This window comes from Brevundimonas sp., assembly GCF_035626975.1.
Classification (GTDB): Bacteria; Pseudomonadota; Alphaproteobacteria; order Caulobacterales; family Caulobacteraceae; genus Brevundimonas.
In genome coordinates, this window is sequence record NZ_DASPMQ010000001.1 from 25,729 (window position 1) to 38,481 (window position 12,753).

11 protein-coding genes are annotated in these 12,753 nt (G+C 69.4%); 1 reads left to right on the forward strand and 10 read right to left on the reverse strand.

All coding sequences use genetic code 11. The features are described 5' to 3' along the window. Nucleotides 1–117: 117 nt before the first annotated feature. The 3 genes from VEB62_RS00150 to VEB62_RS00165 form a co-directional block, all read right to left on the reverse strand. Nucleotides 118–1,959 (reverse strand): autotransporter domain-containing protein, encoded by a 1,842-nt coding sequence (locus VEB62_RS00150; RefSeq protein ID WP_324794300.1) that lies wholly within the window; start codon nucleotides 1,957–1,959, stop codon nucleotides 118–120. An 89-nt stretch (nucleotides 1,960–2,048) separates the two neighbouring features. Beyond that, complete coding sequence (gene serA, locus VEB62_RS00155; protein WP_524536807.1) at nucleotides 2,049–3,938, reverse strand: phosphoglycerate dehydrogenase; 1,890 nt, start codon at nucleotides 3,936–3,938, stop codon at nucleotides 2,049–2,051. A gap of 57 nt (nucleotides 3,939–3,995) precedes the next feature. Next, complete coding sequence (locus VEB62_RS00165) at nucleotides 3,996–5,402, reverse strand: SDR family oxidoreductase (RefSeq protein ID WP_324794302.1); 1,407 nt, start codon at nucleotides 5,400–5,402, stop codon at nucleotides 3,996–3,998. A 150-nt stretch (nucleotides 5,403–5,552) separates the two neighbouring features. Here VEB62_RS00165 and VEB62_RS00170 point away from each other — a divergent pair, with 150 nt between their 5' ends. Next, the gene (locus VEB62_RS00170; protein ID WP_324794303.1) at nucleotides 5,553–6,488 is read left to right on the forward strand and encodes an Hsp33 family molecular chaperone; all 936 of its coding nucleotides are present in this window, start codon (nucleotides 5,553–5,555) and stop codon (nucleotides 6,486–6,488) included. A gap of 32 nt (nucleotides 6,489–6,520) precedes the next feature. On the opposite strand, the gene VEB62_RS00175 is transcribed toward VEB62_RS00170, so the two are convergent. The 7 genes from VEB62_RS00175 to pstC all read right to left on the reverse strand — a co-directional run bounded on the left by VEB62_RS00175 (nucleotide 6,521) and on the right by pstC (nucleotide 12,745). Next, a complete protein-coding gene (locus VEB62_RS00175) occupies nucleotides 6,521–6,976 on the reverse strand; it encodes a hypothetical protein (RefSeq protein ID WP_324794305.1) in 456 nt (151 codons plus the stop codon). A gap of 309 nt (nucleotides 6,977–7,285) precedes the next feature. Further along, a complete protein-coding gene (locus tag VEB62_RS00180) occupies nucleotides 7,286–7,702 on the reverse strand; it encodes a hypothetical protein (protein WP_324794306.1) in 417 nt (138 codons plus the stop codon). Next, a complete protein-coding gene (gene phoB, locus VEB62_RS00185) occupies nucleotides 7,699–8,388 on the reverse strand; it encodes a phosphate regulon transcriptional regulator PhoB (RefSeq protein WP_324794308.1) in 690 nt (229 codons plus the stop codon). The genes VEB62_RS00180 and phoB overlap by 4 nt, the downstream gene beginning before the upstream one ends. A gap of 30 nt (nucleotides 8,389–8,418) precedes the next feature. After that, nucleotides 8,419–9,132 carry a phosphate signaling complex protein PhoU gene (gene phoU / locus VEB62_RS00190; protein ID WP_324794311.1) on the reverse strand — a complete coding sequence of 238 codons (714 nt, stop codon included), beginning with the start codon at nucleotides 9,130–9,132 and terminating at the stop codon, nucleotides 8,419–8,421. Between the two features lie 11 nt (nucleotides 9,133–9,143). Beyond that, entirely contained in the window at nucleotides 9,144–10,007 is an 864-nt protein-coding gene (gene pstB, locus VEB62_RS00195) for a phosphate ABC transporter ATP-binding protein PstB (protein WP_324794313.1), read from the reverse strand. A 4-nt stretch (nucleotides 10,008–10,011) separates the two neighbouring features. Beyond that, nucleotides 10,012–11,322 carry a phosphate ABC transporter permease PstA gene (gene pstA / locus VEB62_RS00200; protein ID WP_324794315.1) on the reverse strand — a complete coding sequence of 437 codons (1,311 nt, stop codon included), beginning with the start codon at nucleotides 11,320–11,322 and terminating at the stop codon, nucleotides 10,012–10,014. Beyond that, nucleotides 11,315–12,745, reverse strand: a complete 1,431-nt coding sequence (gene pstC / locus VEB62_RS00205) for a phosphate ABC transporter permease subunit PstC (protein ID WP_324794317.1) — start codon at nucleotides 12,743–12,745, stop codon at nucleotides 11,315–11,317. Before pstC ends, pstA begins: the two co-directional genes overlap by 8 nt. Between the last annotated feature and the right edge of the window lie 8 nt (nucleotides 12,746–12,753).

The window sequence follows — 12,753 nt, forward strand, 5'->3', positions numbered from 1 at the left end:
GGGTGACAGGAGGTCGCAGCGGGGCGGTAAAAATCTGTGAGAAAACAATGAAATCGCGCCCACGAAAAAGGCGCGCCACCCGAAAGCGACGCGCCTGATCCGTATATCGGCGGGTTGTTACTGCAGGGGCAGGCTGAAGGTCACGGCCCCGACGTGGCTGTCCGCGGCGTCGCCGAAGCGGCCGCGATAGCCGATCGACACCGTGCCCGGGCCGACGGCCGCCTCAAGCCCGGCCGAGGCGATCATCGAGCCGCCGAACGGATCCTCGATGTCCCGCTCGAGGACGTGGGCCGGATTGCCGGCGATGCCGACCCGCACCGCGTCGCTGCTGTCGCCGAACGTGTCGCGATAGCCGCCTTCGATCCAGAAATTCAGGCCTTCGCCGCCGCCTTCGGCCCGCAGCGAGATCTCGCCGCTTGCCGCCTGCACGCTGCGGTCCTCGTACTGGTACTGCGCGGCCGCCCCCTGCTCGACGTAGCCGTTGACGTCGGTGGAGACGAAGCTGACCGCGGCGCGGGGGGACAGGGCGATGCCGCCCATGTCGAACCACATCCCGCCCTGCAGGCGGGCGCCGAGGCTGCCGCCGTCCGTCGTGCCGGTGTGGACGATGGGAGTCAGGGATGTGATGCGGGTGATCTCGTCATACTGGTCGATCGAGCCGCCGACCGTGGCGTTGACGAAGGTATTGCCAGAACGCCAGCCGGCGAAGATGTCGAAGGCGTAGGTCTCGACGTCGAAGGCCATCGGCCCGGCCTCGACCTCGGCGGTGCGGAAGGTCCCGGCCATGCCGAAGCGGGTCGTGTCGGACACCACGTGGTCCAGCCCGACCCGACCGCCCCAACCGGTGGCCTCGGCCTCGGCCACGACGCCGCGGGCGTCCGTCTCGACGCTGTCGGCGATGGCGCCGAAGGTCAGACGGGTGCCGGGTTCCCACGATCCCCGCGCCGACAGGCCCTCGCCGGCGAGATCCAGCAGGTCTTCGCGCTGGCGGAAGCCGGTCTCGGCCTGGACGGTCGACTGGGCGCCGAGGTCGCCGTAGTACAGATAGTCGTTGGCCAGCGCCGCGATCAGACGGTGCCCGGCGGCGGTCGGGTGCACGCTGTCCCAGTACAGGTAGCTGTCGGGATTGGCGCACACCGTCATGGCGATGGGGTTGAAGCAGGCGGTGGTGACGTTGGTCAGGCCGAAGGCGCCGGGATCGGCCGCCAGCGGACCGCTGATCTTGTACAGGTCCATCATGATGATGTTGGAGTTCGGGTTCGCGGCGGCGACCCCGAACAGGCCGGTCAACAGCGCCGAGTTGAACGTCGTGGTCGTGAAGTCCGCCAGCGCCGAACCGGCGGGTCCCACGAGGGGGTTGCTCGCCGAAAACTGCGGTGTGAGCCCCAGCCGCGGCAGGTTGGTGACGAGGACCGTCCCGGCGCCGGCGCCGGCGACGGAGTTGACGATGAAGTTGATGTCGTTGGCCGCCCCGGTCGCCACCGCCTGCATGGTCGCCTGGGCGGTCAGCGGGTTGGCCGCCGCGCCCGGGAAGGCCTGGAAGATGTTGTTGGCGCCGCCGAGGACGCTGACCAGGTCATTGGCGCCGAAGGTGCCGCCGGCGCCGATGTAGGCCAGCAACTGGTTGCGCATGCCGGGGGGGAAGGCCGCGTTGTCCGTGCGGGCCCCGCCGAAGGCGTAGTTGACGCTGCCGGTCACCGGCGCGCCGGCGGTGTAGCGGCCTGCGTTGAAGCCCAGCAGTTCGGTGAAGACCGGCCCGTTCGAGAATCGGCCCTGATAGTAGGGCGGCGAGGCCGGCTGGGTGTTGCCGGAGGCGGCATACAGGTTGCCGTTGTCGCTCAGGCTGTCGCCGAATACGACCAGGCGGCTGTAGGTCTGGGCGCTGGCGGTGGACGCGAACGCGCCGACAGCGGCGACGGCCAGCGCGGCGGCGGCCGCGTTGCGCAGGAAACGAGACATCGATGATCCTCCCTCGGCCGTCATCATGCGACCGTTGCGAGCACTCTGCGCGGGTTTTCGCGGCGCGCAAGATACCGTCGGGGAAGCTTTCAGTGCAGCATCCGGAAGCGCAGCGTCCCGGCCACACTTCTGAGCGCCGTCAGCGAGGCGGGATCGTAGTCGCGGTCGACGTCAGTGATGACGTAGCCGGTGCGCTCGTCGGTCTTCAGGTGCTGGCCAAGGATATTGAGCCCGGCCGCCGCCAGGGCCCGGTTCAACTCCGCCAGAACGCCCGGCTGGTTGCGGTGGATGTGCAGGATGCGGTGCGCCCCCGACACCTCGGCCAGTTGCACGTTCGGCAAGTTGACGCAGAAGGTGGTGTCGCCGCGATTCAGATAGCCCAGCAGCCGCTCGGCCGCGAACTCGGCGATGGCTTCCTGGGCCTCCTCGGTCGAGCCGCCGATGTGCGGCGTCAGGATGACGTTGGGCAGGCCGCGCAAGGGGCTGTCGAACGGATCGGCGTTGGTCGCCGGCTCTTCCGGGAACACGTCCACCGCCGCGCCGCCGATGCGGCCCGACCCCAGCGCCTGCGCCAGCGCGCCGACATCGACCACATGACCGCGCGACAGGTTGAGCAGCAGGGCGCCCGGCTTCATCCGCGACAGCTGGGCCGCGCCGATCAGGGTGGTGTTGTCGCTGCGCCCGTCGACATGCAGGCTGACCACGTCGCTCTCGGCCAGCAGGGCGTCCAGCGACGGCATGCGCCGGGCGTTGCCCAGGGCCAGCCGCTCGGTCAGGTCATGGAAGATCACCCGCATGCCCAGCGCCTCGGCCAGCACCGACAGCTGCGAGCCGATGGCCCCGTAGCCGACGATGCCCAGCGTCTTGCCGCGCAGCTCGCGCGAGCCGGTCGCCGACTTGTTCCACTCGCCCCGGTGCATGGCCGCCGACTTGTCGGCCACGTCGCGCAGCAGGGCGATGGTCAGGCCCACCGCCAGCTCCACCACGGAGCGGGTGTTGGAGTAGGGGGCGTTGAACACCGCCACGCCGCGCCCGGCGGCGGCGTCCAGGTCGATCTGGTTGGTCCCGATGCAGAAGGCCGCGACCGCCATCAGCTTGTCGGCGGCGTCCAGCACGGCGGCGCTGACCTGGGTCTTGGAGCGGACGCCCAGCACGTGCACGCCCTTGATGCGCGCGATCAGGGCGTCCTCGCCCAGCGCCCCCTTGACCGTCTCGACCTGGTAGCCCGCATCCTCCAGCCGTTTGACGGCGGCGGGATGGATGTTCTCAAGCAGCAGCATCCTCATCCGGCTGCGCGGATACGACCAGCGGCCGGTCAGGCCCTCGAGATGCAGCAGTTCGTCCAGTGACCGGACCTCGGCGTCGGCGGCGGCGACCACCGGCGGGCGGCGCACGATCTCGGTGAAGGCGTAGAAGCGGTCGGCGGCCCCGGCCTGCTTGACCTCGGCGTCGGTCCAGCCGTCGCCGACCATGACCACCGGACGCGCCAGCTTCAGCGCCTTCAGCGCCTCGGCCTTGCCGCCCGCGCGGGACAGGGGATTGGCGTCGTCGACCCCGCTGACCCGGCCGTCGGCGTCATAGACCAGGTCGTTGCAGAGGATCCGCTCCGGCGCGACGCCCAGCCGCTCGGCGATCGGGGCGATGATTTCGCGGAAGCCGCCTGAGACGATGACGATCCGCCCGGGCCTGTCGCGGAAGAAGGCGAGGTTCTTGCGCACCGAAGGCGTGCCCTCGTCGAGAATGCGGCCGGCCAGTTCGGCGACGTGCTCGCGGGTGAGCGGCAGCAGGGCGAGGCGGCGGCGCAGCGCCTCCCCGAAGTCGACCTCGCCGGCCATGGCCTGGTCGGTCAGCCGCGCGATCTCGCCCCGGACGGCCTCCGCGTCCGGCGAACCCGCCAGGGCGATGTCGGCGAGCGCCTCCAGCGTCTCGATACGGACGAGCGTGGAGTCGAAGTCGAAAACGAAGGTCGCGTCAGCCATGCGCAGACCTTGGCCGACCTTCGCACTTGCAGCAATGCCCGAAAGCGACCTGGCCGGTCAGAATTTTCCGAGGCTGCGCAGCTTGCTGTCGGGCCGCCGTGCGTCCAGCGCCGCCGCGCCGATCGCCGCCGCTATGGTGGCCAACGCCAGGATGGCGCCGCCTTCCTTCGCATGGTCGCGCGCATAGCCACCGGCCTCGGCGGCGTAGTGGCGCGCACGCTTGCCGTGCTTCTTCAAGGCCTTGCGCGAGGAGCGGCGGGTGTCGTCGAAGAAGCGCCGCGAGCGGTGGCCGGCGTCGTCGCCGAACTCCGCGGCGCGTTCGCCGGCGCCGGCCAGGCCTTGCCGCACCGTTTCGGTCAGATCGTCGAACCGGGTGCGCAGCCCGCCTGTATCGATCCAGCCGCGCGGATCGAACCGCCCGCGCAGGTTTTCAAGCCGCGTCGGGCCGGTGCGCTGGTTCAGCAGCAGGGTCGCCAGGCCGACGCCGGCGAGGATGGCGACGACGCCGGCGGTGATGCCCGGATGCTTCCTGACTTCGGCAAGAGCGGAGAATTGTCGAACCATCGGATAGTAGACCTCTTCGTCGAGACCGTCCTCGGTCGGGTCGTAGAGCCCGTCCTCGTCCGGTTGCCACGCGGAACGCCTGTCCCGCATCAGGGAAGGAGCGAACCGCGCGAAAAGAGGTTCCGCCACGCCGGGCAGGGCCGAATAGAAACTGGCGATCAGCCGGCTGCCGCCGCCGACGGTGATTTCGCGGATCGGATGCTCGGCGCAGTACAGGATGGTGTCGGCCACCACATGGGTTGCATAGACCGGTTGCGGGTTCTGCATCGCCTGCCCGGTCAGGTTCCGCGCGTGTTTGTTATAGGGGGTGTCGATCGCCCCCGGCTTGACCAGGCTGACCGCGATCGGGGCCTGCTCGCGCATCAGCTCCATGCGCAGGGCGTTGGTGAAGCCCTTCACCGCGTGTTTGGAGGCCGAATAGACGCCCTGCACCGGGATCGGCGCGTCGGACAGGATCGAGCCGACATTGATGATCGCCCCGCCGCCGGGCCGTTCGCGCAGGTGTTCCGAGGCCACCAGCGAGCCGTTGACCACGCCCCAGTAGTTGGTCTCGAACAGCCGCCGCTGGTCCTCCAGCGCCGTCTCCCGGATCGCCCCGAAGATCGAAACGCCGGCGTTGTTGATCCATGTGTCGAAGCCGCCGAACAGCCGCCGGCACTTGTCCGCCGCCTCGGCCAGGGCGTCGTAATCGGCCACGTCGGCGACGGCCCAGGCCGCCCGCGCGCCGGTGGCCTGAAGCTCCTCGGTGAGGGCCTTCAGATCGCCTTCCCCCCGGGCGATCAGGAATACGCAGGCCCCGGCCCGCGCCGCCCGCCGCGCCACCGCCAGACCGATCCCCGACGTCGCGCCGGTGATCACGATGGCCTGCTGCTTCAGGGGCTTGAGCGTCGCTTTGGTCATGAAATCGCCGGCTGGATGGGTTCGACAGGGGCCTTCTGGAACGGGGCCGCGGCCCCGCCGGTTCCTGCTCTAGCATGACGCCCTTACCAATCGCGATACGGGCGCCTATCTTGCGGCGCTTCCGCACAATCGCCCCCTTTGAGGACCGCCGTGACCGATCACGCGCCCGCCGCCGCCGCGCCCCCCGCCGCGCCCCTGGCCGACAACATCGCCGCCGCCTTCCAGATCGAGGGTTGGCCGGTGCGCGGCCGTCTGGTCCGGCTGGGCGACGCCATCGATGCCATCCTGTCGGCCCACGCCTATCCCGAGCCGGTCGCCGCCCTGCTGGGCGAGGCCTGCGCCCTGGCCGCCCTGATCGGCTCCGCCCTGAAGTTCGAGGGCCGGCTGATCGTCCAGGCCCAGGGCGACGGCCCGGTCCGCTACGTCGTCGCCGACTACGACACCCAAGGCCATCTGCGCGGCTACTGCCGTTTCGACGAGGCCGAGGTCGCCGCCGCCTCGCAGGGCTTCGCCCGCCCCGGCGCGAAGACGCTGCTGGGCGAGGGGGTGTTCGTGATGACGCTCGACCGCGGCCCCGATTTCGAGCGCACCCAGGGCATCACCCCGATCGAGGGCGAGAGCCTGTCGCTGGCCGCCGAACATTATTTCCAGCAGTCCGAGCAAATCCCGACCAAGGTGCGGCTGGCCGTGGGGGCCATCACCACGGACGCGGGCACGGCGTGGCGCGCCGGCGGGGCCATGATCCAGGTCATCGCCGCCGACGACGCCCGTGGCGAGACGCTCGAGACCTGGGACCGCAGCCGGGCCCTGTTCCAGACCCTCGGCGACGACGAGTTGATCGATCCGACCATTTCGCCGGAGACCCTGCTGTTCCGCCTGTTCCACGAGGACGGCGTGCGGCTGGAGGACCCGCGCGCCCTTAGCGCCGTCTGCCGCTGTTCGAAGGACCGCATCGGCGCTGTGCTGGCCTCGTTCGGGCCGGAGGAACGCGCCGACATGGTTGAGGCCGACGGCAAGATCCGGGTCACCTGCGAATACTGCGCCACGGTCTACGAACTGGAGCCGGAGGACATCGTCGCGGGGTGAAGGCGATGTCCGTTAGGGGTGGATGGCGGACCTCACTTCCGGGTGAAGCGCCGGATGTCGAACCCGAGCAGAACGCCCTCACCCAACCGGGCAACGCAATTGGGCGACAGCGCCACAAGATCCGATGCTGGACGATCGTCCAGCACGATCCTGACCCGAGACTTTGACTCCGCGGCGAGGACAGTGACGGGGCCGTCGAAACAACGCTGGGCGACGGCGCCTGCATCCAACACAAGGCTTCCGGGTGTCGCATCTGTCGGAAACGGCTCAAACAGGCGCTCACCCGCCCAATGCGTGCTGTGGATCATAAGCTCGAGCCGACAAACCATCCTCCCTTCCGCAAACGGGAGCAGCAAAGAGCTGTCGATGTTGAGTTCATCCTCGACAGTCGGCCAACCTGAGTCGACGATCAGGAACGGCCGCCGCCGCGCATGCGCCAGCGATCCTCTGGGGGAAAAGGGGCCGCGTGTCGCGCGGATGTGGGCCATGCTGCAGCTAAGCAGAAGCGAGGCAGGGCCGCCACGGGTCGATGCGGCGAATGTCTCCACCGCAAAGAGCCGCCTTATCCGCCATCCCTCTCCCCGTCACCCTCGGGCTTGACCCGGGGATCAGACCGTCCGGTGCTCCGTCGAGCACACCACGGTCGGGCACGCAGGGCCGTCACCGCCGCACAGCCCGTCTCTCGCCCCTGATCCTCGGATCAAGTCCGAGGATGACGGCGGTGGTGAGATTGGGGCCTGAAAAATGCTTGGAACAGATACGGTGAAGGACTGCAGCGGGTCGGAAGCGGCTCGGCGTCAGTTCCGGACACTCGCCGTCGCCTCCAGCCCGGCTGTCACCGGCGGCGCCCTTCGCTGCATCCGGAACGTCCCTGACCAGTCGCCAGGAATGACCCAGTGTCCGTCGATGCTGTTCCCGTCGGCGGAAATCTCCCCGGTGTAGTGGATCGGGTCCTGCCTCGGGCTGTCAGGGTATTTGGTGAAGCGGAGCTCGGCGCCCGCGCGCCGGCCCTCGATGGAAGCCCTGACCTCAAGGTTTCGGACAGGTCCGGTCAGGTCCGGCTCGAGCGTGGTTCCGCTGACCAGGCCCTGGTCGTCGACGAGTTCGGCCGTGAATGGCGTCGGAGGATAGGTGTCATTGGCGTTCCAGGCCGTGTCCTCCGGGTAGAAATAGACCCCGGTCCAAGTGCCCGAGAGGTCCGCCTCTGCGCTCACCCCCCCAGATCCAGCGAATACCCCGCCGAGCGCACCGTGCGGATCGGGTTGATCGTGCCCTCGACGCTGAGCGCCTTGCGCAACCGGCCGACGTGGACGTCGACCGTGCGCGCCTCGACATAGACGTCCGAGCCCCAGACCGCGTCCAGCAGCTGTTCGCGGCTGAACACCCGGCCGGGGTGCTGCATCAGGTGGTCGAGCAGGCGGAACTCGGTGGGGCCGAGGTGGATTTCGGACCCGGCGCGCCTCACCCGGTGGGCGACCCGGTCGATGACGATGTCGCCGTGGTTGATGCGGTCGTCGGCCAGGCCCGGACGGATGCGGCGCAGCACCGCGCGGATGCGGGCGATCAGCTCGGTCATCGAGAACGGCTTGGTCATGTAGTCGTCGGCGCCGGTGTCCAGTCCGCGCACCCGGTCAGTTTCTTCCCCCCGGGCGGTCAGCATGATGATCGGCAGGTTGCGGGTCTCGGCCTTGCCGCGGATGCGGCGGCACACCTCGATGCCCGACAGCTTGGGCAGCATCCAGTCCAGCAGCACCAGGTCGGGCAGCCGCTCGTCGATCTGCAGCATGCCCTCCTCGCCGTCGGGGGCGACGACGACGCGATAGCCTTCCTTTTCGAGATTGTACTGGAGGAGCGTCGCCAACGCGTCCTCGTCTTCCATCACCAGAACATAGGGCTGCACGTCGTACTCTCCCGGCTAGTCGGTCGTCACTCAGGGGGCGGCGGGGCCGCCGTCGTCCGGCGCGGGAGCCCAGCGCGGGCGTTCGCCCGCGAACTCCAGTCCGGTGATCTCGTAGTAGATGGTCTCGGCGATGTTGGTGGCGTGATCGCCGATCCGCTCCAGGTTCTTGGCCATGAACAGCAGGTGGGTGCAGGCCGTGATCGTGCGGGCGTCGCCCATCATGTAGGTCAGCAGCTCGCGGAACAGGCTGTTGTAGTGCTCGTCGACCTCGTCGTCGGTGCTCCAGACGGCGATGGCGCGATCGACCTCGCCGGCGGCGTAGGCGTCCAGCACGTCGCGCAGACGCATGGAGACCAGCTTGCCCATCCGCTCGATCGACCGCGTCAGCGGCTGCATCGGCTCGCCCTCGGCGAGGATCAGGCCCCGCTTGGCGATGTTCTTGGCGAGGTCGCCGGTCCGCTCGAGGTCGACCGCCAGCTTCATCGAGGCGAGGGTCCGGCGCAGGTCCGAGGCGACCGGCTGACGCAGCGCGATGAGGCGAATGGCCTTCTTCTCGATGTCGTGGTGCATCGCGTCCAGCCGGCCGTCCCGCTCGACCACGGCGCGGCCCAGGGCCACGTCGCGGCGGGCCACCGAGTCGATGGCGTCGGCGACCTGCGCCTCGGCCAGGCCGCCCATGCGCGCGACCTCGGCCGTGAGCTGGTTCAGCTCGTCGCCGTAGGCCTTGACGGTGTGCTCGGGCATGACGGTCTATCCTAGCCGAAGCGGCCGGTGATGTAGTCGAGCGTGCGGCGCTCACGGGGATTGGTGAAGATGTCCTCGGTGTCGCCGGTCTCGACCAGCCGGCCCAGGTGGAAGAAGGCGGTGCGCTGGCTGACCCGCGCCGCCTGGGCCATGGAGTGGGTGACGATCACGATGCAGTAGCGCTCGCGCAGCTCGTCGATCAGCTCCTCGATCCTGGCCGTGGCGATCGGATCCAGCGCCGAGCAGGGCTCGTCCATCAGGATCACCTCAGGTTCGACCGCGATGGCGCGGGCGATGACCAGCCGTTGCTGCTGTCCGCCGGACAGTCCGGTGCCGGCCGAGTGCAGCCGGTCGGCGACCTCTTCCCACAGGCCGGCCCGCTTCAGCGACGCCTGTACGATCTCGTCCAGTTCGCCCTTGCTGCTGGCCAGGCCATGGATGCGCGGACCGTAGGCGACGTTCTCATAGATGGTCTTGGGGAAGGGGTTCGGCTTCTGGAACACCATGCCGACGCGGGCCCGGAGCAGGACGGGGTCGACCGAGCGGGCGTTGATATCCTCGCCGTCCATCTCGATGCGGCCGGCGACCCTGGCGCCCGGGATGGTGTCGTTCATGCGGTTCATGGTCCGCAGGAAGGTCGACTTGCCGCAGCCCGACGGGCCGATCAGGGCGGTGACGGTCTTGTCCGGAATATCCAGCGACACGTCGTAGAGCGCCTGCTTGTCGCCGTAGAAGACGGAGACGTCGCGCGCGGCGATCTTGGTCGGGCCTTGCGGGCCGGAACCGTGGGTGACCGGCGGCGCGGCGATCACGGGCGCGGTCGTCCCGGGGCCGCCCTGCGAGCCGTCCGGTGCGCGAAAGAGCTTGAACTTCATACGACTACCACCGGCGTTCAAAGCGTCGCCGCAGGAAGATGGCGGCGGCGTTCATGACGATCATGAAGGCGAGGAGGACGAGGATGGCCGCGGCCGTACGTTCGTGGAACGCGCGCTCCGAGGCGTTTTCCCAGATGTAGACCAGCGAGGGCAGGGCGCCGCCGGCCTCGGTCAGGGCGTGCGGCACGCCCGGCACGAAACTGACCATGCCGATCAGCAGCAGCGGCGCGGTCTCGCCCAGGGCGTGGGCCATCGAGATGATGGCCCCGGTCATCACGCCCGGCATGGCCAGCGGCAGGGTGTGCTGGAACACCGTCTGGGTCTTCGACGCTCCCATGGCCAGCGCCGCCTCGCGGATCGACGGCGGCACCGCCTTCAGCGAGGAGCGGGTGGCGATGATAATGGTCGGCAGGGCCATCAGGGCCAGAACCAGCCCCCCGACCAGCGGGCTGGCTCGCGGCAGGTGCATCCAGTTGATGAATAGCGCCAGGCCCAGCAGGCCGTAGATGATCGACGGCACCGCCGCGAGGTTGTTGATGTTGACCTCGATCAGGTTGGTCAGCCGGCCGCGGGGGGCGAACTCCTCCAGGTACAGGGCCGCCCCCACCCCCAGCGGAATGGCGATGACCGCCGTCACCAGCAGCATCAGGGCCGAGCCGATCACGGCCCCCAGCACGCCCGCCAGCTCCGGCTCGGTCGAATCGCCCTTGGTGAACAGGGCGCTGTTGAAGCGGCTCGCGACCTGGCCGTCGGCCTGCATCCGGTCCAGCCAGCCGATCTGTTCGTCGGACAGGCGGCGCTGGTCGGCCGGGGTGTCGCGCGAGATCTCGCCCTTGAAATAGAGGTCCGCGTCATCCGACAGCGGCGCGGCGATCGGCACGGTCTGGCCCAGCAGGCCCGGCTGCCTCTGAAGCCGCCCGGCGGCGATGAATTTGAGCTCGGACGAGAACAGGCCGCGCATGGCCGTCGCCTTCGTCCCCTGCGCATCATCCTGGACGCCCAGTCGGGCCAGTTGCTGTTCGGCGACCAGCAGCTCGAAGTTGGTCCCTTGCGGATAGGCGCGGTCGATCCGGGCGGGGTCCATGTAGACCGGCACGGTCATGGTGTGGGCGTAGAAGGCCGTGTGGCCCTGTTCGACGATCCGGCCGAGCAGCAGCAGCAGGAAGCCCACGGCCACGCCGATGGCCAGCAGGCCATACAGTTTGAAGCGCTTCTCGCGGGCGTAGCGCCGCTTCAGCCCGGCGCGCAGCCGGTCGACCCGGACGGCCTCTTCCGCGGTCATCTCGCCCGACTGGGATACGGTCGCGTCAGTCATACTGCTGCCGGTAGGTCTGGACGATGCGCTGGGCGACGATGTTGAGCACCAGGGTCATCAGGAACAGGGTCAGGCCGAGGCCGAAGGCCGCGAGCGTCTTGGGGCTGTCGAACTCCTGGTCGCCGGTCAGCAGGGTCACGATCTGGACGGTCACCGTGGTGACGGTGTCCAGCGGATTGAGGGTCAGGCGGGCGGCCAGACCGGCCGCCATGGTGACGATCATGGTCTCGCCGATGGCCCGCGACATGGCCAGCAGCATGGCGCCGGCCACGCCGGGCAGGGCGGCCGGCAGCAGCACCCGCTTCACGGTCTCGGACTTGGTCGCGCCCATGGCGTAGGAACCGTCGCGCAGGCTCTGCGGCACCGCATTGATGATGTCGTCGGACAGCGAGCTCACGAACGGGATCAGCATGATCCCCATCACCGCCCCGGCGACCAGCGCCATCTGGTTCTGCACCAGCATCAGATACTGGCCGACGCCGTCCAGCGGCCCGCCGACCAGCAAGGCGCCAAGCCCGTTGAAGAACTCGCGGAACGCCGGCCCGACGGTCAGGGCGGCGAAGAAGCCGTAGACCACGGTCGGCACCCCGGCGAGGATTTCCAGCACGGGCTTGACCGTCGCGCGGAACACCGGCCCGGCGTACTCGGACAGATAGATGGCGGCGAACAGCCCGACCGGGGCGGCGACGGCCATGGCGATCAGCATGATCAGGAAGGTGCCGGCGAACAGCGGCAGGGCCCCGAAGGCGCCGGTCGATCCGACCTGGTCGGCGCGGATCGCCGTCTGCGGGCTCCACTGGGTTCCGAACAGGAACTCCGCGATCGGCACCGAGGAGAAGAAGCGGATGGAGTCGAACACCAGCGAGGCGATGATCCCGACGGTGGTCAGCACCGCGACCGCCGAGCTGGCGAACAGCAGGCCGACGATCCAGCCCTCGACCCGGTTGCGGGCGCGCAGGCCCGGCCGGATGCGGCTGAACACGAACCACGCCCCCAGCAAGGCCGCCAGCGCCGCTCCGGCGATCCCCGCGAGGTCCAGCGCCAGACCGATCCGCGCCACGCGCTGGCCCTCGGCCGGAAGCAGTTCGGCGTAGGGCGCGGGCCAGATCTGCGCCGCCTGCTGTCCGGCTCCGACCGCGCGGGCGTCGGCGAAGAAGGCCGCCCGGCGGAACGGTTCGAGCTCGCCGACCGCCTCGGGCGCGCCGGCGGCGGTCAGCTCGCCTTCGATGGAGGGGCCCAGGATCGTGGCGCCGATCAACACGACCAGCGCCGGAACCACGGTCCAGATCAGCGCATAGGCGCCGTGCTGGCCCGGCCGCGAATGGGCCCGCTCCCCCTGCTGACGCCGACGCGCCAGCGCGCGCCCGCCGACGTAGGCGGCGACGGCTGCGACGATCAGGATCGGCAGGAAAAACCAGGTCATGCGGGTCC